Origin of the sequence: Helicobacter pylori (assembly GCF_009689985.1) — a bacterium.
Lineage (GTDB): Bacteria > Campylobacterota > Campylobacteria > Campylobacterales > Helicobacteraceae > Helicobacter > Helicobacter pylori_CG.
The window spans coordinates 112,807-133,916 of record NZ_QBAW01000001.1; the positions used below are offsets into that span (position 1 = coordinate 112,807).

Below are 21,110 nucleotides of genomic sequence, written 5' to 3' on the forward strand. Positions count from 1 at the left end.
CGCATCCTTTAATCGTTAGGTAAATTCTATTTTAAATCCCAACCAACAATTACAAAATAATAAGAAAATGAATAACAAACAAAATGAATTCTATTGTGTAAAAGGGTAATACTATTTAGCTTTTTAAAAGAAAGATACCCAATCGTTTAATGGAGTGAGTATAATCATAACTGACACTACTATTTAAAGGATTAACATGACTATTGGGCTAGTCAAAGAAAGCATGGATTTAGAATCACGAGTGGCTTTGGTACCTGATGATGTGGCGCTAATCACTCAAAAGGGCGTGGGGGTTTTAGTGGAAAATCATGCCGGCACTAATAGCGGTTATAGTAACGAAGCGTATGAGAGCGTGGGGGCTAAAATCGTGGATTCTAAAACAGCGTGGGGGCAGGATTTGGTGGTCAAATGCAAAGAACCTTTAGAGCATGAATACCCTTTGTTGAAAGAAAAAGCCACGCTGTTTAGTTATTTGGATCTAGCGTATCAAAAAAGCTTGTGCGAAATGTTTATAGATAAAAAAATCACTTCCATTTGCACTGAAACCATTGCCGGGCCTAAAAACGACTACCCTATTTTAGCACCTATGAGCGTGGTGGCTGGGAGGTTGGCTGCGCATTTAATCCAGCATTATTTACTGGCTTTAGAGCATGTTAAGGGCTTTATGGGTAAGGGGGTCATGCTTGGGGGGTTATCGGGTGCACAAAGGGCTAAAATTGTCGTGGTTGGGGGCGGTGTGGTTGGCATGGAGAGCGCGAAAGTGTTGAGCCAAATGGGGGCTAAAGTAACGATTTTAGAATTAGACTACGCTAAATTGCAAAACCACCCCTATTACCATTTGTATGATTTAGAAGTTTTAAGCGTGAATGAAGCCAATATCATTCAGGCTTTAAGCGGAGCGGTGGGGCTAGTGGGAGCGGTGTTAGTTACAGCGAGCCAAACCCCTAAAGTGATCTTAAGAAGGCATTTAAAACGCATGCAAAAACAAGGGGTAGTGATAGATGTGGCTTGCGATTTAGGGGGGTGCATAGAAACCATACACCAAACAAGCCATTCTAACCCGGTGTATGTGGAAGAGGGTTTGTTGCATTATGGCGTGCCTAACATGCCAGGGATTGCCGCTAAAACAAGCTCTGTAGCTTATAGCCATGCGAGCGTGCCGTATTTGTTGTATTATTTAGAGCATGGCTTGAAAGGCTTTTTAAAAGCCAACACCAAAATCGTGGCAAACACCCTTGGAGGCTTGAGCGCTTATAACGGCTATATCACCCAAGAAGGCATCGCTAAAGCTTTCAATCTAGCGTTTAAATCGCCTTTAGAGGTTTTAAAAGAGCTTTAAAAATAGGCTGTAAAAAAGGGCATGGCGATAAACCATGCGTCTTAATGCGTGGAAATATTTCAAAAAAAAAACACTTTTTAATGTTATAATCCATTCAAAACACGCAAAGGGGTTTTTATGGCAAACGAAAGCATTGAAGGCAAGGCCTATCAATTAAAAGATATTTTAGCTACAGAACTTAGTGCTTATTACCAAATCCCTACCTACCAACGCCCTTACCAATGGACAGAAAAAAACTGCGAAAAGCTTTTAGACGATTTGTTTTCTAGCTATGAATATAAAGAAAGCGATTATTTTTGCGGTTCATTAGTTTTAATCGCAATTGACATAGATTCCAAAACCAACGCTACAACCTATGACATTGTAGATGGCCAGCAACGCTTAAGCACTTTCATTCTGCTTGCAAAAGTTTTAGTTACTCTCTATGATAAAGTTTTAAACGATAAAGTTTTAAACAAAACTAGCAGAGATTTTTTAGAAAAGAGTTTGGGCGATACTGATGGAGAAAAAAGAAAGCGGTTGATTTTTGATACTATAGGGCTTAACGCTGAAAAAGATTTTCAAAATGCCTTAGATTTTTTTGACGATCTTGATGCAAGCAAGGGTGAGAATAGCAAGAGCAACGACCCAAGCAAGGGTAAGAACAGCTACTTGAAAAATGCGATTTGTTTAAAAAACTATCTTGAAAAGAAAGAGATTGAGAACATTAACGATTTCATTAGATGGCTGTATCTTAAGGTCATATTTATCAAAACCACTTGCTCCAATATAAGTATGGCGTTAAGGATTTTTGGTGTTTTAAACGCTAGGGGTTTGCCCTTGCATGCGATAGATGTTTTTAAGGTGGAGTTGTTAAAAAACTCGCTAAAGAAAAGGATCAAGAAGAGTTTGTATCTCGGTGGAATGACTTGTATCAAAAATGCTTGGATAATGAGTTAAAAATTCTAAAGGATTTAGAAAAAAAGAAAAAAAGAAAAAAAGAAAAGAGAAAAAACAAGATAGAAATGCCGCAGAAACATTGTTCAGTTGGTATTTAGACTATCTTAATCCGGTAACTGGTGGGAAAAAAATGGAAGAAAGACTTGCCGATCAGTTTGAAAAGCTTGATAAAACCCCTTTAGAATACCTTAAGAGCGTAGAAGATTTTTACAACGCTTATTGTAAAATTTTGGAAATGTCGGATCGATACGCCCACTTGCTTTCTTATGTGGCTACGGATTCTTGGCGTGTCATTTTGTGCACCAGCATATTGCACAACTATAGCCAAAGCGAGATAGAGACTTTAAAAGAATTGCTAGTCAAGTTTTATTACCAAAATTGGGTTGCAGAGCAAAAAGAGCCTAAAAAACAAACTAATTGCAACATTATTAAAGCCCTAAAAGAAAAGAAAAGCGTAGAAGACATCGCTTCTATTGTGAAAAAATATTTAGATGAAAAAAATATCACGCAAAATTTTAGAGAAAAACTAAAAGATGACCATTTGTATGAAAAACACAAAAAAAGTTCAAAAAGTTCATGGCTCAGACCCATTCTCATTTTAGTGGAATATTTCATGAGCGATGATCCTAGACCTAAACGCATTCAAACGAACGATTTTCATGTTGAACACATCTTGCCTCAAAAGCCCGATCCCTCAAGCCAATGGGCGAAGGATTTTAGCGAAGAAGAAAGGGAGTGCTACACGCATTCTTTAGCCAACCTCACGCTTTTAGGGGGCAAGAAAAACAAAGAAGCTTCAAATTTGGATTTCAAAGATAAAAAGAAAATCTACATGGGAGAAGAAAAGAAAACTTTTAGAGCGATGACTTGTTATGACACCACCAAAGACATTGCACACCATTACACAGAATGGACACCCAAAAGCTTAGAAAAAAGAGAAAAAGAGCTGATTGAAATCATTGAGAGCGTTTTAACGCTCTAGGGACACGCCCCTAGAAAGTGAACACATAATTCACATACCATGAATACACGCGCCTAAACCCTATATCCAAATTTTTTGCAGTGATATAGGGGTTTTTCTTCAGCATGGGGAATTTCACGCCCGCTTCAATGCTAGAATGCTTTAAGATCCTTAAGCGAGCCCCCACATTGAATAAAAATTGGAAAGAAGTGGCTTTTTTGCTCACAAGGGCTTGCTCCACTAAAATACCCTCAAAGCTCGGTGTTGCCATAAGCCATGAATTGCCGGCTAATTGCACCCCACCAAAAGCCCCCAAACTCATGATGCCGTTATTGATGACATTGACCATCACATCCATAGCCCCCCCATAAGTGAGCATGTTTGGCTCAAAGGTTTTGGGATCGGCAATGTTTGTTAAACGATTGATTTCTTGTTTCCCAAGAATTTGACCTGCTACTTGTGCCGCTTCGCTGTTATAGTTGGGGTTTTTAAGCCTAATAGAATTGGCATGGGCGTAGTCAAAAAACCCATAAAGGCGCAAGCCAAAGTGTTTTTCAAAGAAAAATTGATACCCTAAAAGCGCATCAAAGCCCTTGATAGTAGCGTTAGTGGCTTGTTTTTGAGAATTAATATCCGCATGCATTTGGGCTTGTCCTTGCAAATAACCCGCCCCTAAAAAAACGCCATTACCATCCATAGCTAGTAGCGTGCTCATAGACACAACCAAAGCTAACAAAGGTTTAGAAAAAAATCTATTCATGTATGATTCCTTAACATAATGCTTACATTTTTAAAAAGAATACCCAAAAAACAATTAAAAACGATTAAAAAATGAAACATTAATAAAAATAAAAACTTCTTATGAATTTCACATAAGATTAATAAAAAGCGGCTAAAACCCTTTTTTTTAAAATTTTGTTTCAAGCTTTAAGCTACAATATACGCATGAAAGATTCACATCAAACTATCGGCGTGTTTGTGCGGCCCACTCATTATCAAAACCCTCTTTTTAAAAAGCTAGAGCAAGCTAAAGAATGGGTTTTAAAGCTTTTAGAAGATGAAGGGTTTGAAAGCTTCATGATTGATAGCCTTGATGGAGCAAAAGATGAGCGGTTGATAGAAAAAGCTTATGCGTTTTTATGTTTAGGGGGCGATGGCACGATTTTAGGGGCTTTAAGAATGACGCATTCTTACAATAAGCCATGTTTTGGGGTTAGAATAGGGAATTTAGGGTTTTTGAGTGCGGTTGAATTGAATGGTTTGAAAGGTTTCTTACAAGATCTCAAGCACAACAGAATCAAATTAGAAGAGCATTTGGCTTTAGAGGGCCGTATCGGGAAAACCTCTTTTTATGCGATCAATGAAATTGTGATCGCCAAAAAAAAAGCTTTAGGGGTTTTAGACATCCAAGCTTATGTGGGCCATACGCCCTTTAACACCTATAAAGGCGATGGGCTTATCATTGCCACGCCCCTAGGCTCAACCGCTTATAATTTGAGCGCTCATGGACCCATTGTGCATGCTTTAAGCCAAAGCTATATTTTAACGCCCTTGTGCGATTTTTCTTTAACGCAACGCCCTTTAGTGCTAGGAGCGGAATTTTGTTTGAATTTTTGCACTCATGAAGACGCTCTTGTGGTCATTGATGGGCAAGCCACCTATGATTTAAGAGCCAACCAACCCCTATACATTCAAAAAAGCCCCACGACCACCAAACTCTTACAAAAAAATTCAAGGGATTATTTTAAAGTGCTTAAAGAAAAGCTCTTATGGGGGGAAAGCCCTAGCAAAAAAAGATAAAAAGGGTAAAACATGCGAGATTTCAATAACGCTCAAATCACACGCTTAAAAGTGCGTCAAAACGCTGTTTTTGAAAAGCTGGATTTGGAGTTTAAAGACGGCTTGAGCGCGATTAGTGGGGCTAGTGGGGTGGGAAAAAGCGTTCTTATTGCGAGCCTTTTAGGGGCGTTTGGGCTTAAAGAGAGCAACGCTTCAAACATTGAAGTGGAGTTGATTGCACCTTTTTTAGACACTGAAGAATACGGCATTTTTAGAGAAGATGAACATGAACCCTTAGTCATCAGCGTGATTAAAAAAGAAAAAACGCGCTATTTTTTAAACCAAACAAGCCTGTCTAAAAACACGCTCAAAGCGTTGTTAAAAGGTTTGATCAAACGCCTATCTAACGACAGATTCAGCCAGAATGAACTCAATGATACTTTAATGCTCTCTTTACTAGATGGCTATATCCAAAACGAAAACAAGGCGTTTAGCCCCCTTTTAGGCGCGCTTGAAGAAAAATTCACCCGCTTAGAGAATCTGGAAAAAGAAAGGCGATTATTAGAGGATAAAAAGCGTTTCCAAAAGGATTTAGAAGAGCGTTTGAATTTTGAAAAAATGAAATTAGAGGGATTGGATTTAAAAGAAGATGAATACGAACGCCTTTTAGAGCAAAAAAAATTGCTTTCCAGTAAGGAAAAATTGAACGATAAAATCGCTCTGGCGTTAGATGTGCTAGAAAATACCCACAAAATCACGCATGCTTTAGAGAGCGTGGGCCATAGCGCTGAATTTTTAAAAAGCGCTTTATTAGAAGCGAGCGCTCTATTGGAAAAAGAGCAGGCTAAATTAGAAGAGTGCGAGCGTTTGGATATTGAAAAAGTGCTAGAAAGGCTTGGCGTGCTAAGTGGGATCATTAAGGATTACGGGAGTATTACGCATGCTAAAGAACGATTAGGGCATGTTAAAAACGAATTGCATAATTTAAAAGAAATTGATAGCCATTGCGAAACTTACTACAAAGAAATAGAGCAACTAAAAACCGAATGCTTGAAATTGTGCGAAGAAATAAGCGGCTTTAGAAAAGAGTATTTAGCCGGTTTTAACGCTCTTTTAAGCGCTAAAGCGAAAGATTTGCTCCTAAAAAGCCCTAGTTTGGTTTTAGAAGAAGCCCCCATGAGCGAAAAAGGTGCTCAAAAACTCGTTTTGAATTTACAAAATTCCCAATTAGAAACCTTAAGCTCTGGAGAATACAGCCGTTTGAGGTTGGCGTTCATGCTTTTAGAAATGGAGTTTTTAAAGGATTTTAAAGGCGTGTTGGTGTTAGATGAAATGGATTCCAACCTGAGCGGTGAAGAGAGTTTGGCGGTTTCTAAAGCCCTTGAAACCTTGAGCAGCCATTCCCAAATCTTTGCCATTTCGCACCAAGTCCATATCCCAGCGCTCGCTAAAAACCATATTTTAGTCTTCAAAGAAAACCACAAAAGTCTCGCCAAAACCCTTAATAACGAAGAAAGGGTTTTAGAAATCGCACGCATGATAGGGGGGAGCGAGAATATAGAGAGCGCGATTTCTTTTGCTAAGGAAAAATTAAAGGCGCAAGAATGAAATTTTTTCTTTTAAAGAAATTCAGCGAATTTTTAAACGCTCAAACGCATTTTAATCTCAAACGCTTGAGTGCATCTAGTTTTTTATTGGAAACTTTTTCTAAAGAAAAACACGCCTTTGTTTTAGATTTGAACGCGCCTTATATCGGTTTGTCAAAAAAACCCCCAGAGAGCGTTTTAAAAAACACCCTAGCGTTAGATTTTTGTTTAAATAAATTCACTAAAAATGCCAAAATCTTACAAGCAAACATCATTGATGACGATCGGATTTTAGAAATCACAGGCGCTAAAGATTTGGCTTATAAGAGTGAAAATTTTATTTTGCGTTTAGAAATGATCCCTAAAAAAGCCAATCTCATGATTTTAGATAAAGAAAAATGCGTGATAGAGGCCTTTCGTTTTAATGACAGAGTCGCTAAAAACGATATTTTAGGGGCATTGCCTCCTAATGCATACGAGCATCAAGAAGAGGATTTGGATTTTAAGGGATTGTTAGAGATTTTGGAAAAAGATTTTTTATCCTATCAACATAAAGAATTAGAACACAAAAAAAATCACATCATCAAGCGATTGAATATGCAAAAAGAACGCTTGAAAGAAAAATTAGAAAAACTAGAAGATCCTAAAAATTTACAATTGGAAGCGAAAGAATTGCAAACTCAAGCTTCGCTATTGCTCACTTACCAGCATTTAATCAATAAGCATGAAAGTCGCGTGGTTTTAAAGGATTTTGAAGATAAAGAATGCGCGATTGAAATTGATAAGAGCATGCCCTTAAACGCTTTTATCAATAAAAAATTCACTCTCAGCAAAAAAAAGAAACAAAAATCGCAATTCTTATATTTAGAAGAAGAGAATCTAAAAGAAAAAATCGCCTTTAAAGAAAATCAAATTAATTATGTTAAAGGAGCAAAAGAAGAAAGCGTTTTAGAAATGTTTATGCCGGTAAAAAATTCTAAAACCAAACGCCCGATGAATGGGTATGAAGTGCTGTATTATAAGGATTTTAAAATCGGTTTAGGGAAAAACCAAAAAGAGAATGTCAAACTCTTACAAGACGCAAGAGCGAATGATTTATGGATGCATGCAAGAGATATTCCTGGATCGCATCTGATCGTTTTTTGCCAAAAGAATACGCCTAGAAATGAGGTTATTATGGAATTAGCCAAAATGTTGATTAAAATGCAAAAAGATGTGTTTAATAGTTACGAAATTGACTACACGCAACGAAAATTTGTCAAAATCATCAAAGGAGCTAATGTCATTTACTCAAAATACCGAACTATTAGTCTAAAGGACACTTAAACATTCTAAGGAGGTTAGCATGGGTGTTTCAGCTTTAGGCAATGTAACTTATATCAACCAAAACGCTCCTTTAAATTCTGCTATCCAACAGGGTGCAAGAAGTGATATGCTGGATTTAGCGCAAAGCTTTCAAAATAAGCTTGAATTAGCCCAAGAAACAAGAGCGTTAGAAAACATGCAAGCTATTAGCGATAAAGACCCTAAAGAAGGCTCTAAAAACCGCTATCAAAACAGCCAAAGGGCTAAGGCGTTTGGCTTGGAAGAAGAAGAAATTGAATTGTGGCATGAAGAGCATTTGTTGGATATTGTGGGGTAGGATTAAACTAAAGGGTTAAGATATTTTGAAATGGATTTTTTAATTTGATTTAAGTAAAACTTGATGTAGGTTTTACTTAATTATTATATTATATTTATACTTTCTTTCTGCTATTAAAATAATTTAAACAATAAACATAAAAATATTTTTTATGTTGACTTACTATTATATTTATGATATTGTAGAACCTATGTCAATGGAAGCTATAACTTTAAAAGCATATAGAAAAGGCTTTTTAAAAGGACACGCAAATGAGCGAACCATTAGAAACATTAGACAAAGACAAACAAGCGATGATTGAAGCTATTAAAAAAGACATTGAAAAAGACAAAGAAAATCTCGCACGCGTAGAAGCGGATAAAAAAGTCAAAGCCGATGAGAGTGAAAAAGGCTACGAAAAAGACGATGACAAAAAAGCGCAAAAGCTTGACAAAGAAATCGCTAAGGACAAAGCAAGCCCTAATGACGATAAGCTTTATGAAGCGGACGACAGAGTTAAGCGAGACAAAGAGAGAGACGATGCCCTCCGTGATGAAGAAAAAGCTAAAAACGACGCATGCATGGTTAGAGCCGATGATGATACCATAGAAGACGACGAGGAATATGGCGATGATGATAAATTAAGAGACGAAATACTCGGTGTTATGGAAGAGCTATGCGACACGCTAAATGATAGCCTTAACTTCAAAAAAGTCGTGTGCATGGGCATTAAGGTTTCAATTGCGTTCAAATTTCTAATTTTTTGCTCTCAATCTTTTAGAAAAAATTCAGATTCTAAGGATCTATCTTTTCGTTAGGATTATTGGAGCGATTGGTTTTATCGCATTTAAATGAAAAATTTTTGCCGTCAAACGCTCTAAGGACAAGACCTGATTGTTTGCACAATTCCAATGCTTTGTTAAGCTTTTGATTTCTTATCTCTTCCAATTGTTCAGAGTTATTTGCAATATCAGTATCAAGATAGGCTTCATAGGTTCCTTTTGTCATTATAATCATTCCAAATGTTAAAATCCTATAGCCTTTATTTTGATGATAGGCTTTAAGCATAACAAAGATCACTAAAGCATAAACACCCAGAAGCGCCAATAACCAAAGAGTTATTTTGCTAGCTATGATTAATGCTTTTTTCACTTCAATACCTAAACATAGGATTATCAAAATAATCAAACATTTTAATATTGTTTTGTGGTTGTGTATTTTGATGATTGGAGTTAAGAATGTTGTTTGTAGGGTTTTCTAAGGGCTTTTTTGTAGCCGGCTCATCGCATTCAAACGAAAAATTGGTGTTATCAAATTTTTTAAGAACACGATTTTGTTGTTTGCAAAATTCTAAAAACTTTTGAAAATTCTCTTGAGATTTTTTTTCTTGCTCTTCTTTTTGCCTACGCTGTTCTTTAAGATTTTTTTCTCTTAAAAGTTCTGCATGCCACCTTGAGATTTCAGCGTCTCTTTTAACTTCTGCTTCTTTTAATCCAATATTGCTAAGTTTTTTAAACTTAATACAATTTTCAAGAGATTTGAATAAAGAAAGACATAAAGAATCTTCAATTTCTAATTCATCTAGTTGCTTGCCAATTTTATACTGAAACCAAATATTATTCATGTGTAATTCCTTGTGAAAAATTATTATTCTACCAAAAAATAGAATAAGACAAAAATTCTAGCTATTTTTTTTGAACTTTTAAGGGTTAGGTTTTTAACAAGCTTATAAACCCACTTATTTACACCATAAACCGCAAAAGTGGTATTGTTAGAAAACCGCCTTAAAAAGCTACAGAAAGAAGTAGCCAAGCCAAGCTAAAAAATAAGCAAAAAAAAATCCCCTATTAGATAGGGGAGTTTTATCTTAAAAAACAAACTATACCGAACTATACCATAATTTGTTTATTTTGTTATAATCCAGCTATGAGCATGGATAATAAAAACACCGATGAAGTCAATATCATACAAGAATACAAAAAGATATACGATGAGTGCGATATTGAGAAAAAAATCAAAGTGTTAGGCAATATCCAAAAGTATCAAATGGATATGCTAAAATTTTATCCCTAATCAAACCCAATTAAACAGCTTTCGTTTAACTGGTTGCTTTTATGATATTTAACAGACCCTTTGTCCTCTCAAAAAGAGAAAATGGCGCTAGAGTCTCTTGGTGTCTGGCTCTTGGGGGTCTTTTGATCAAGGTGTTAGCGCATTTGGAAAAATCAATCAAATCCATCGTCGTTTTGATGTAACTGGGCAAGTTTAATAAGCATATTTCAAAGAGCTTATAGCTCGCTAAAGCGTCCGCATAGGCTCTATGGCTGACTTCTATGCCAAACCCTAAAAGCTCTTTTAAAAAGCTCAAAGAATAACGCATGGATAAAATGGCTCGTTTGGATAAATCCAAAGTGCAAAGCTTTAAGTTCAATAAGGGGCAATGCAATTTTTCTACAAAATAACGCCCTAAAAAGTTGTAATCAAAATTAGCGTTATGGGCTACAAACACGCTATTGCCTAAAAAAAGCCGCAATTCTTGCAAGGCTTCATGCGCACTTGGGGCGTTTAGGGTGTCTTCATAAGTGATGCCTGTAAGCTCAGCGATATAATCAGGAACGCTTTTGACTTTCACAAGGGTTTCAAAACGATTGATGATTTCCCCCCCCTTTACTTGCACGGCTCCGATTTCTAAAATCTCATGTTTTAGGGGGCAAGGGCCGGTGGTTTCTAAATCAATAAAGGAAAAAACCTCATCTTTAAGGGGGGTTTTAAGGTTTTTGAGCGTGATTAAATTTTCGCTCGTTTCTACGAAGTTAAGCCCGCATGCTTTTAAATATTCCAAATTGATTTCATCATAAATAAGGCGAGAGAGCGATTTTTCTAGCATGCCTAAGCTTAAATCCTGGTGCTTTAAGCGAGTGATTAGGGCTTGAATATCTTTATGCAAGAGGCTGTCTGACATTCTGTAAGCCTTCAATAGCCAGCTTACGATCTTTAGATTTAAAAATATAACTCCCTGAAACCACCACATCCACGCCCGCTTGTTGGAGTTCAAAGATATTTTTATCATTCACGCCCCCATCCACTTCTAAAAGACAGCTAGGGTTGTAGCGCTTGATCAATTCTTTAACTTTTAAGCATTTTTCTAACACCAAATCTAAAAACTTCTGCCCGCCAAAGCCCGGATTCACGCTCATTAAAAGCACTAGCCCCACGCTTTCTAGCAAATATTTAAGGCTTTCTTCATGCGTGTGGGGGTTTAGAACAATGCCTGGCGTGATGCCTGAATTTTTAATGAGTTGCAACACCCTGTGGGGGTGTTTTTCATTTTCTGCATGGATGCTGATGATTTGCGGGTTTAAAGGAGCGAACAATCCCACAAAAAAACTCGCATTTTCTACCATTAAATGCACATCTAAAGGCACTTTGCTCATTTTGGTAACATTCTCTAAAACCACAGGCCCCATGGTTAAATTAGGCACATAATGCCCATCCATCACATCCACATGCAAAAAATCAGCGTTACTCACGCTCTCTATCTCTTTGGCTAAATGCATAAAATCAGCGCTCAAAAGGCTCGGGGCTACTTTCAAAATACTTCCCTATTTCCAATGTTTTCAAGTAAAATATTAGCATCTTTAATCAATCAAATCATAAAAGGGTTTTTATGGATTACAAACATTTTAAAGGCAAGCATGCAAGCATCGTTATAGAAATCATCAGTCTTTTAGAAAAAGGGGTTAAAAAAGCCCAAGAGATTTTAGAAAAGCCGGACGCTGGGAGTTACACCAAGCTAGAAAACAGCAGCGGGGATACGCCCATTAAAGCGGATTTAGCCCTAGACAAATTTTTAGAAGAAAATTTTTTGAGTTTAGAAAATGTGAAAAGCGTTTTTAGCGAAGAAAAAGAAACGCCTGTTACTAAAGAAAACGGCTCTTATTTGATCGCTTATGACCCACTAGACGGGAGCTCAGTGATGGAGGCGAATTTCTTAGTGGGCACGATTATAGGGGTTTATGAAAAGGATTATAAGGCGCAAAATTTAGCCGCAAGCCTTTATGTGGTTTTTGGGCATAAAATAGAACTGGTGGTGGCTTTAGAAGAAGTTTATCGTTACGCGTTTTACCAGAACAAGTTCCATTTTATAGAAACCATTGTTTTAGAAAATAAGGGTAAAATCATCGCTAGCGGAGGCAATCAAAAGGATTTTTCTTCGGGCTTAAAAAAGGCTTTGGAAGGGTTTTTTGCAGAAAATTACCGCTTACGATACTCGGGATCTATGGTGGCTGATGTCCATCATGTGCTGATTAAAAAAGGCGGAATATTTTCCTACCCGCAAAAGAAATTGCGAAAGCTTTTTGAAGTCTTTCCTTTAGCCTTGATGGTTGAAAAAGCTAGAGGGGAAGCGTTTTATTTTGATAAGGGGGTTAAAAAGCGCCTGTTAGATCAAAGCGTAGAAAGCTACCATGAAAAAAGCGAATGCTATTTAACCAGCCAGCATGAAGCTCACATTTTAGAAAAATATTTAAAGGGAGAATGATGCAAAATAGTGCTAAAAAAATAGAATATGAAGAGCGTTTTAATGACGCTCTTTTGAAATTGCAAGCATGCCAAGAAGAAAAACAAGTAGCGAGTTGCTTGAAATGTGAGAAGGTTTTGAAATGCGAGATTCGCAACAACTATGTGAATGCGGCTTATGAAAGCATGAGTTTAGGCGAAGCGGGCGGGTTTGATTTCAACTGATTATCAAATACGCATAAGCGTTATTTAATACTCTCTTATTTTTTTATTTCGTTGGTGTTGCTTTTTTATTTCTTTTATTTTTGAGTTGTTTGGGTTGTTGGGGGTTGGTGTTTAAAATTTGATAAGGATAGATCCATTGCAAAAGAACATGAATTGAAATATATTTATTTTGAATTACTAAATTTGCTAGATAAACAAGTGATTTATGATCTACGCTTGAATATGCGTTTGAGCGTTGAAAGCATGACTGCTATTCAAGGAGATGAGCGTCCTATTTATGCTGAGCTTGACATGGCTTTTAGCGATGGTAAAAATCTCTATATTGTAGAGTGTAAGAGTGGGGAATTAAAAAATAAAGGGGTTTTAGCCAATTTATCTGCTAACGCTCAAATTTTTGGTGGAGCCAATGCGAAATGTATTTTAATATCAATTGATGATAATTTGGGACCAAGCATTCAAGAAAAAATTAAAATTTTGAACATCAAGTTTATCTTTAAGGATTTTAAAAAAGATATTGAAAATTACATAAATGACTCTAAGCGTTAGCGGGTAGGGGGGTGTTTAGCCGGTTCGCTTCTTGCCTCACTTTAGGCCGCATTCGCATCAGATAAAATCATTTTGCCATATTGGGGGAATAAACTATGGAGAAGGTATTTGAATAGAACCATTCTAAAATAGCGATTAACCCATGCGCTATCCGTGATGGTGGGCAAAGAAACAAGGGTGGTGCTAATGTTTTGGCATTTTAAAGGGGAAAAATGTTTGAAAGGCTTGATAGTTTCTTGGAGTTTGTTTAAATCATTTTCTTTCAAACCGCAATACATAGATACCAATGATTTCACTACCTATAATATTTTTATCAAATTCTCAAATCTCTACTGATACAATTTTAAGTTTCCTTTAAATCTTTTAACTATTAGGATTAAGAGCGTTTAAATTTTGGGGTGTTAGGGGTTGTTAGAATAGCTATAGCGTTTAGAATTTAGTTAAACCACTCAAAAAGCTTTGTAGTCATAATACCTTATAGGGGTTATTAGTAATAATAAAATCCCAAAATAAAGATTATTTTGAAAAAGCCATTCAAACAACCCACCATAAATTAAAAATCATAAAACCATGCCCTCCCCCCTTTTTTAATTCAATGCACTTCGCTCCAAACTTTTCTTTTCCACGCATAAGCCAAGAACGACAACACCGCAAAGAAAATCATGATTTTTATCCCTAAGGTATTCCTTTCATGTTTTTTCCTATCGCCCGCTTTTTCCAAATAAGAGATGACTTGTTTTTGAGCTTTTTCACTCAACCCCACTCTAGGCATAGCCGTGCCAGGCAAAAGCTTTTGCGGATCGTTGATGAAAACATTCAAGCCATGTTCACCCTTAGCCCTAATCATCATGGACAAATCAGGCGCATGAGAGCCTAAATAATTGGCTAAATCTTTAGGATCGCTAAAGGCCTTATCTTTAGCATAATCCAAGCTATGGCACCTTTGACAGCTTTGAGCAAACACTTCCTCATCGCTCAAACTTTTAGGCAAAATAGAAGTGAGATACGCCACAATATCGCTCAAATCTTGATTGCTAAATTGAGAAAACGCCGGCATAGGATAGGGCCTTTCATCGTTGAATTTATGGCTCAATTTCGCCGTTTTCACAGGATCTTTGATGAAGTGGGCTAAGAAATTCGTGCTCAAAACCCCCGCCACATGGCTTAAATCCGGTGGCACGACCCCAAAAGAGTTGCTCGCGCTAAGGCTATCCATAGGGGCTGGAATGTTTTGGGATTTAATGCCATGGCAAGCGGTGCAATTTTCGGCTACAAGCTGTTTGCCCTTATTAGCGTCGCCATTTTTTAAATCAATCGGCCCTAAATCCTTGAAAGCAAAATCTGCCGGAGCGACTTTAGGGTGCATCACCGAATGCGCATAAGGCTCAACCCCATAATAAATCACTCCTACCACCACAATAAGGATGATTAGAATCTTAAATTCTTTCATCTAACACCCCCTTGTTTCTTGCTCTCAGCGATAGTGATAAGGGGCAACACCACAAAGAAAAGGGCTAGGAAAGTGATTGAACCCACTAAGCCAATGTATTTACCAATCCCAAGCGGAGGCAATTTACCATAGATCGTTAAAACAATCATATCAATGATTAAAAGCCAAAACCACACCATAAACGCTGGCCGTTTGTGCGCGGGAGCGACGACTGGGCTTCTGTCCAAAAAGGGCAGTAAGAAGAAGATCACTTGCGCCACGCCAAAGGCCATTAGCCCTAAATCAGCGCTAAAGAAAAAGCCCCTTAAGACTTCATAGCTCCATAAGAAATACCATTCAGGGTAAATGTGAGGCGGCGTTTTAAGGCTGTTAGCCCTTTCAAAGTTGATAGGATCCATCGCAAAATCATAGTGGTAACACACCAAGTAAAAGAAAAAGACCATGAACGCACAAACCACAAAAATATCTTTAGACAAGAATACCGGCCAAAAAGGAATGACTTTGGATTCTTTTTTCTTGCCTTCAATGAATTTCTTTTCTTCTAATTCAAAGTCAATTTCTTCGCCTTCTTGGTTATTGACATGCGGGATGCGTAAAGAATAAAAATGCACCCCAACAAGTAGAATGATCGCAATGGGCAGTAAAAACACATGGAGCATGAAAAAGCGCGTTAAAGTGGAATCGGCCACGACATAATTGCCCCTAATCCACTCCACCACATCAGCCCCAATGAAAGGAATGCCTCCAAATAAATTAGTGATAACCGCTGCGGCCCAATAGCTCATCTGCCCCCAAGGTAGCATATACCCGCTAAAGGCTTCCGCGCTAAAGACCACAAATAAAATCATCCCGCTAATCCAAATCATCTCACGGCCTTTTTTGTAAGAGCCATAATAGATGCCGACAAACATGTGGATATAAATAATAACAAAAATCATGCTCGCTGCCGTGGCATGCATGTGGCGCCAAAGCCAACCATAAGCCACTTCTTGCATGATGGTGAAATTCACGCTATCAAACGCCATTTTCGCATCAGGCTTGTAATACATGAGCAAGAAAATCCCTGAGACCACAAGCACGCCAAAAAGGGTCAATAAAATCACCCCCATGGCCCATAAGAAATTGATGTTTTTAGGGATCCAATATTCTGTCATTAGCACTTTAACAAGCTTGTTAGTGCCAAGACGCATGTCCAGCCATTCGCCTAAATTCTTCGCTTTTTTTATCTCTGCCATTGAATTCTCCTTACGCTTTAGCCATCATTTTCTTGTATTCAGCCCCGGCTTCACCAAAAGTGATTTTAGTGCCTTCAATTTTAAAAGGCGGGATATCAAAAGGGCGTGGAGGGGGGGTGCCGGCAATATTCACGCCATCAGCAGTGAAACGCCCCCCATGGCATGGGCATAAAAAGCCTTTTTCTTCATCTTGATAAGTGGGGATACACCCTAAATGCGTGCAAATTTGAATGGCTGTGGTAAAAACGCTCTCGCCAATTTCAAAATCGCGCTTTTCATTAAAGCCCTCTTTTTTAGAACGCTTGAGGATATAGACCGGTTTCCCACGCCATTCCACCGTGGAAAACTGCCCTTCTTGCATGTTCGCCACATCTATGGTTGTAAAACCGGCTGAAACAACGCTTGGAAGCGGATCCCAAGTCTTTTTCATCGCTACCAAACTCGCTATCGCCCCCATAGCTGTAACGCTAGCAAGGCTCATTCCTAAAAAATCACGCCTTTGAATATCTGCCATGATTAAAAAACTCCTTAATGATAATTACCTTTTAACGACTAAAGGCATAGCAAATCCCTATTTTACAACAAACTCTCTTAATAATCTTTTTAAAATAACAAATTGAGGCTAAAATCAAACGCTTTTAACGCCGCTTTAAAGAAATTTGAGCGCGCAAATGTTTCAAAAGGGTTTCTAAAATATCGTTATCGTCTTTGCTTGGGGCTTTTAAGCTTTCTTTATGTTCATCGTTATAAGTAAGGGTGATGTTTTGATTGAAATTAGAAAGTTTAATGATGCCAAGCTGGTTGGCTAAGATTTTAAGCGTAATGATTTGCAAAAATTGAGCGCTCAAATCGTCTATTTTACCAAACCTGTCTTCTATTTCTTCATGGATTTGCCCCACCTCATCTACATTTTCACACAAACTCAAACGGCGATACAAATCCAATCTCAAACTATCGCTTGCAATGAGTTCAGGGTTTAAAAAAGCGCTCACGCCAAGTTGGATTTCTACGCTTTTTTCAAGCCTTTTCTTCCCCCCACTCAATTCATAAATCGCGTCTTCAAGCATGCGTGTATAGAGCGCATAACCAATGTTTTTAATATGCCCGCTCTGATCTTGCCCGAGCAAATTCCCGCCCCCCCTGATTTCTAAATCATGATAGGCGATACTCTCCCCACTGCCTAAATACGAATTTTTTTCTAAAGCGAGCAAGCGTTTTAAAGCCTGTTCATTCAAACTTTTTTGATCTTCTATGAGGAAATAACAAAAGCCTTCTTTTTTGCCTCTCCCAACACGCCCTCTTAATTGGTGCAAATCAGCCAGCCCGAAATTTTGTGCATTATCTATAATAATCGTGTTAGCGTTAGGCAAATGGATTCCTGATTCCACAATAGAAGTACATAATAAAACCTGATAGTTCCCCTTAGCAAACTCTAGCATGATTTCTTCGCTCTCGTTAGCGTTAATCTGGGAATGCAAAATAGCGATTTTGAGTTTAGGGATTAACTCTTCTAGCTTGGTTTTGACTTTTGAAATGCTAGCGATGTGGTTATGGATGTAAAAAATTTGCCCGTTACGGCGTAATTCTCTATGAATGATCTCTTTTAAGAGTTCATCATTCTTTTCTTTCAAAAAAGTGCGGCTGGGCTTTCTGTCTGTGGGCGGGGTTTTTAAAGAGCTAATGCCTTTAATTTGAGAGAGCGCCATGTTTAGAGTGCGCGGGATAGGCGTGGCGGACATGCTTAAAAAATGCACGCTTTTGCTCAATTCTTTTAAAGCTTCTTTTTGTTTCACGCCAAATTTATGCTCTTCATCCACCACCACTAAGCCCAAGTTTTTAAATTTCGCGCCTAAAATCGCATGCGTGCCTATTAGCGCATCAACTTGCCCTAATTCCACCGCCTTTAAAAGCTTGTTTTTTTCGCTCGCATACCGATCCAAACGAGCCACTTTAACGCCAAAATTTTCAAAACGCGCCCTTAAAGTCTCAAAATGCTGGTGCGCTAATAAAGTAGTAGGCACGACTAGAGCGCTTTGAAAGCCGTTCAAAAACGCGCAAAAAATCGCATGCATCGCCACTTCTGTTTTCCCAAAACCCACATCCCCACTCAACAATCTGTCCATCACTCTCTTAGAGCTTAAATCCTTTGAAATTTCAGCGATGGCTTTTTCTTGATCGCTTGTGTATTCAAACCCCGCATGCGATTTAAAGACTTCCAACTCCGCTAAATGCACATCCATCTTTTTACCCAAGATCAAATTGCGTTCAGCCGCTAATTCAATGATCTTGCTTGCAATCTCTAAAAGCTTAGTCCTGACTTTAGCTTTTAATTTGAGAAAGCTCCCTTTCCCTAGCCGGTCTTTAACCGGTACGCTATCGCTTTGCGCCACATAGCGAGCGATGAGATGCAAGTTTTCTACCGGTAACAGCAGTTTGTCTTCGCCCAAATAAGCGATTTCTAAAAAATCCCTCTTGCTCCCTAAAACGCTGTGCTGGACTAATTGAGAAAACACGCCCACCCCATAATCATCATGCACCACCCATTCGCCCGCATTCAATTCATTCAAAGCGAGCTTGGATTTTTGGCGTTTTTTCTTCCTTTCAAAAGAATTGAGCGAGATAAAAATCCCATCAGGGGTTTTAAAATTTAACACAAAGGGGGCGATGACGCATTCCATGCTACTTTTTTCAAGCGCGCTTACCGCGTTGTCTAAAATCGTTTTATTGGGGGCTAGGAGCGTGATTTTATGATTTGAATGCAAAGCGATAAAGCCTTCTAGGGCATGCGCATGGATTTCTAAATCTTCATAGCCTTGCGCATTTTCTAAAACTTTTAAAAATTTGAAACGCTCGCAATCCAATTCGTTTAAACTCGCTAATTCTTGAATTTCTTCTAAAGCTCTAGGACTTATGGTGCTTTTATAAACGCTTAGCAAGTCTTGCGCTTTTTCTCCTAAAAACCACAAACCAAAACTGGTTAAATCTTTAGAAAAGCTATTTAAGGGGCTTTGTTCCACTTTTGTTTTCAGATCCTTATAAGATGGTTCGTCCAAACTAAAAAGCGTGGGAGGGATTTCAATTTCTAACAAATCTTCTTTGAGGCTCATTTGAGTGGTGGGATCCAATTCCTTAATGCTCTCACACTCCGTGTCAAAAAAACTCAAGCGATACGCTTTAGAATTGGGTACATAAATATCCACAATATCCCCCCTAAAGCTCGCTTCGCCCTCCACTTCCACTAAGTCTAAAATTTCATAGCCATAATAAAAGAGTTTGTCTTTTAAATCCTTAAGGTTATATTTTTCTAAAAGAGTGATTTTAAAGCTTTCTAAAAGTTCTTTTTTAGGCAAATGGTGCAATAACGCGCTAATAGGGGCAATAATGATAACTTCTTGCTTGTTTTCTAAGGCTTGATAAAACTCCCTTAAACCCCCTAAAAGCTGTAAAAATTCTTCAAAAAACGAACGCAAATCGTCGTTTTTTTTAGCCCTAAACTCCGGGAAAAGAATGGCTTTAATATTTGGCTTAAAATAGCTTATGACTTCTTTAGCGAGCTCGGACTCTTTAAAATCCTTACAAGCGAGTATTTGATAATCAAAGCCTTTGTTTAAGGCTCCATAAAGGCTAGATTGGATCATTCCCTATTTATTTTCAATTTTCTTTTCTTGCTCATTGATCAACAACGCCCCCCCTTGAAGGTTTTTAGGGCGCGTTTCCCCAATCAAAATCCCCTTTCTTTCCACCACAAGCTCTTGGCTAGAGATTTTACCATCAAGGCGTCCTAAAGGCATGATTTCTACCACTTCCGCTTCCACCGTGCCAGTGAACTTGCCATTGACCACTAATTTATTAGCGAAAATCTCACCCACTACCGAGCCGGTTTGCCCGATTACCACCGTGCTTTTAGAATGCACCACCCCTTCTAATTCGCCATCTATGTGCAAATGGCAATCCAAATGAAGCTCCCCCTTTATTTTTGTGCCTTGAGCGATGATAGTCGCTGGTCCTGTTTTTGCATTAGCTGATTTATTATTGTTATCAAAGATTGCCATCTGATGCTCCTTTCTTTATTGAAAACTTCTTCAAAATCTTTCATGTTCCATTTGGTGAAACTCATGGGGTTTATGGGCTGATTTAAAAACCGCACTTCATAATGCAAATGCGGCCCTGTGCTCATCCCTGTACTGCCACTATACCCAATCAACTGCCCTTTTTTGACAAATTCGCCCGTTTTTACGATGATTTTATTCAAATGGGCGTAGTAGGTTTTAAAACCAAAAGGGTGGAAAACTTTAATCAAATTCCCATACCCCCCATTCCACCCCTTGCTCGCTAACCCCACTACCCCGCTCGCGCTCGCATACACAGGGGTGTTAATAGCGGTGCTTAAATCAAGCCCGGTATGGTTGTGCAACACATGCAAAATAGGGTGGATTCTTTTATTAAAGGCGGCTGAAACGCGCCGATAGGATTCTAGCGGGTAGTCATTGGGGATAAGGCGCATGATAAAGCTTTTTTGAAGCCCGGTAATCCCAGCGACATCCAAGCGGCTGGAAAAATTACCCTCTTCTTTTTCTTCTTCAGGCCTATTCACTCCCACCACTTCTTCTAAATCGTTGATGCGTTCCCCTGAAAGTTGCAAATCGTCTAAAAATTCATCCATTTGCAAGGAAAGCTTTTCATTAGTCTCTCTTTTTTTCTCAAATTCTTTAGTGATTAAAGCATGCTGCTTTTCAATGTTTTTAATTTCTTTATTTAAAACCAGTAACGAAATGCCTAAAAACAATAAAGATCCCACAACGCTCAAAAGCGCATACAAGCCAATTTGACGAAATAGTATATGAACATTAATATAACGGCTCCCTTTAGAGTCCGTAACCATCACAATCAAACGCCTGTCTAAAAACACTA

Annotated in this window: 21 protein-coding genes and 2 pseudogenes; 11 read left to right on the top strand and 12 right to left on the bottom strand. The window is 38.2% G+C overall.

Features of this window, described 5'->3' with window-relative positions:
• Positions 1–196: 196 nt before the first annotated feature.
• Together DBU79_RS00520 and DBU79_RS00525 are read left to right on the top strand one after the other, a co-directional pair.
• Complete coding sequence (locus tag DBU79_RS00520) at positions 197–1,339, top strand: alanine dehydrogenase (protein WP_154411208.1); 1,143 nt, start codon at positions 197–199, stop codon at positions 1,337–1,339.
• Positions 1,340–1,456: 117 nt separating this feature from the next.
• Positions 1,457–3,260: pseudogene (locus DBU79_RS00525) on the top strand (DUF262 domain-containing protein).
• A gap of 10 nt (positions 3,261–3,270) precedes the next feature.
• Here the strand turns inward: DBU79_RS00525 and DBU79_RS00530 are convergent.
• Entirely contained in the window at positions 3,271–3,999 is a 729-nt protein-coding gene (locus DBU79_RS00530) for an outer membrane protein (protein ID WP_154411209.1), read from the bottom strand.
• Between the two features lie 185 nt (positions 4,000–4,184).
• On the opposite strand from DBU79_RS00530, the gene DBU79_RS00535 reads away from it, so the two are divergent.
• The 5 genes from DBU79_RS00535 (at position 4,185) to DBU79_RS00555 (ending at position 9,043) form a co-directional block, all read left to right on the top strand.
• Positions 4,185–5,039, top strand: coding sequence for an NAD(+)/NADH kinase (locus DBU79_RS00535; protein WP_154411210.1), 855 nt, complete (start codon positions 4,185–4,187; stop codon positions 5,037–5,039).
• 12 nt (positions 5,040–5,051) lie between these two features.
• Complete coding sequence (locus tag DBU79_RS00540; RefSeq protein ID WP_154411211.1) at positions 5,052–6,626, top strand: DNA repair protein RecN; 1,575 nt, start codon at positions 5,052–5,054, stop codon at positions 6,624–6,626.
• Positions 6,623–7,930: an NFACT family protein gene (locus DBU79_RS00545; RefSeq protein WP_154411212.1), complete on the top strand. Its 1,308-nt coding sequence runs from the start codon at positions 6,623–6,625 to the stop codon at positions 7,928–7,930. Before DBU79_RS00540 ends, DBU79_RS00545 begins: the two co-directional genes overlap by 4 nt.
• 19 nt (positions 7,931–7,949) lie before the next feature.
• On the top strand, positions 7,950–8,246 hold the full coding sequence (locus DBU79_RS00550) for a hypothetical protein (protein ID WP_000539080.1): 297 nt from the start codon (positions 7,950–7,952) through the stop codon (positions 8,244–8,246).
• 251 nt (positions 8,247–8,497) lie between these two features.
• A complete protein-coding gene (locus DBU79_RS00555) occupies positions 8,498–9,043 on the top strand; it encodes a prohead core protein (RefSeq protein WP_154411213.1) in 546 nt (181 codons plus the stop codon).
• Here DBU79_RS00555 and DBU79_RS00560 read toward each other — a convergent pair.
• Entirely contained in the window at positions 9,021–9,377 is a 357-nt protein-coding gene (locus tag DBU79_RS00560; protein ID WP_154411214.1) for a hypothetical protein, read from the bottom strand. The two genes, DBU79_RS00555 and DBU79_RS00560, sit on opposite strands and share 23 nt — an antisense overlap.
• Before the next feature lies 1 nt (position 9,378).
• Positions 9,379–9,849 carry a hypothetical protein gene (locus DBU79_RS00565; RefSeq protein WP_154411215.1) on the bottom strand — a complete coding sequence of 157 codons (471 nt, stop codon included), beginning with the start codon at positions 9,847–9,849 and terminating at the stop codon, positions 9,379–9,381.
• 308 nt (positions 9,850–10,157) lie between these two features.
• Here DBU79_RS00565 and DBU79_RS07740 point away from each other — a divergent pair, with 308 nt between their 5' ends.
• On the top strand, positions 10,158–10,298 hold the full coding sequence (locus tag DBU79_RS07740; RefSeq protein ID WP_172413698.1) for a hypothetical protein: 141 nt from the start codon (positions 10,158–10,160) through the stop codon (positions 10,296–10,298).
• A 25-nt stretch (positions 10,299–10,323) separates the two neighbouring features.
• Here DBU79_RS07740 and DBU79_RS00570 read toward each other — a convergent pair whose 3' ends face one another.
• Together DBU79_RS00570 and rpe are read right to left on the bottom strand one after the other, a co-directional pair.
• Positions 10,324–11,187 (bottom strand): 3'-5' exonuclease, encoded by an 864-nt coding sequence (locus DBU79_RS00570; RefSeq protein WP_154411216.1) that lies wholly within the window; start codon positions 11,185–11,187, stop codon positions 10,324–10,326.
• Complete coding sequence (gene rpe, locus DBU79_RS00575) at positions 11,165–11,818, bottom strand: ribulose-phosphate 3-epimerase (RefSeq protein WP_000861459.1); 654 nt, start codon at positions 11,816–11,818, stop codon at positions 11,165–11,167. The genes DBU79_RS00570 and rpe overlap by 23 nt, the downstream gene beginning before the upstream one ends.
• A gap of 74 nt (positions 11,819–11,892) precedes the next feature.
• On the opposite strand from rpe, the gene DBU79_RS00580 reads away from it, so the two are divergent.
• The 3 genes and pseudogenes from DBU79_RS00580 to DBU79_RS00590 form a co-directional block, all read left to right on the top strand.
• Positions 11,893–12,765: a class 1 fructose-bisphosphatase gene (locus DBU79_RS00580; RefSeq protein WP_154411217.1), complete on the top strand. Its 873-nt coding sequence runs from the start codon at positions 11,893–11,895 to the stop codon at positions 12,763–12,765.
• Positions 12,765–12,968 carry a hypothetical protein gene (locus DBU79_RS00585; RefSeq protein WP_041202062.1) on the top strand — a complete coding sequence of 68 codons (204 nt, stop codon included), beginning with the start codon at positions 12,765–12,767 and terminating at the stop codon, positions 12,966–12,968. The genes DBU79_RS00580 and DBU79_RS00585 overlap by 1 nt, the downstream gene beginning before the upstream one ends.
• Before the next feature lie 90 nt (positions 12,969–13,058).
• Positions 13,059–13,514: pseudogene (locus DBU79_RS00590) on the top strand (hypothetical protein); the annotation flags it as partial.
• Positions 13,515–13,555: 41 nt separating this feature from the next.
• On the opposite strand, the gene DBU79_RS00595 reads toward DBU79_RS00590, so the two are convergent.
• From DBU79_RS00595 to csd1, 7 genes are all read right to left on the bottom strand, one after another.
• Positions 13,556–13,810, bottom strand: a complete 255-nt coding sequence (locus DBU79_RS00595; protein ID WP_229763992.1) for a hypothetical protein — start codon at positions 13,808–13,810, stop codon at positions 13,556–13,558.
• Between the two features lie 296 nt (positions 13,811–14,106).
• On the bottom strand, positions 14,107–14,964 hold the full coding sequence (locus tag DBU79_RS00600) for a cytochrome c1 (RefSeq protein WP_154411218.1): 858 nt from the start codon (positions 14,962–14,964) through the stop codon (positions 14,107–14,109).
• Entirely contained in the window at positions 14,961–16,199 is a 1,239-nt protein-coding gene (locus DBU79_RS00605; RefSeq protein WP_154411219.1) for a cytochrome b, read from the bottom strand. The genes DBU79_RS00600 and DBU79_RS00605 overlap by 4 nt, the downstream gene beginning before the upstream one ends.
• A gap of 10 nt (positions 16,200–16,209) precedes the next feature.
• Positions 16,210–16,713: a ubiquinol-cytochrome c reductase iron-sulfur subunit gene (gene petA, locus DBU79_RS00610; RefSeq protein ID WP_154411220.1), complete on the bottom strand. Its 504-nt coding sequence runs from the start codon at positions 16,711–16,713 to the stop codon at positions 16,210–16,212.
• A gap of 124 nt (positions 16,714–16,837) precedes the next feature.
• Entirely contained in the window at positions 16,838–19,837 is a 3,000-nt protein-coding gene (gene mfd, locus DBU79_RS00615) for a transcription-repair coupling factor (RefSeq protein ID WP_154411221.1), read from the bottom strand.
• Positions 19,838–19,840: 3 nt separating this feature from the next.
• Complete coding sequence (locus DBU79_RS00620; RefSeq protein ID WP_015645666.1) at positions 19,841–20,251, bottom strand: bactofilin family protein; 411 nt, start codon at positions 20,249–20,251, stop codon at positions 19,841–19,843.
• The gene (csd1, locus tag DBU79_RS00625; protein WP_154411222.1) at positions 20,170–21,108 is read right to left on the bottom strand and encodes a peptidoglycan DD-metalloendopeptidase Csd1; all 939 of its coding nucleotides are present in this window, start codon (positions 21,106–21,108) and stop codon (positions 20,170–20,172) included. Before csd1 ends, DBU79_RS00620 begins: the two co-directional genes overlap by 82 nt.
• Positions 21,109–21,110: the final 2 nt, after the last annotated feature.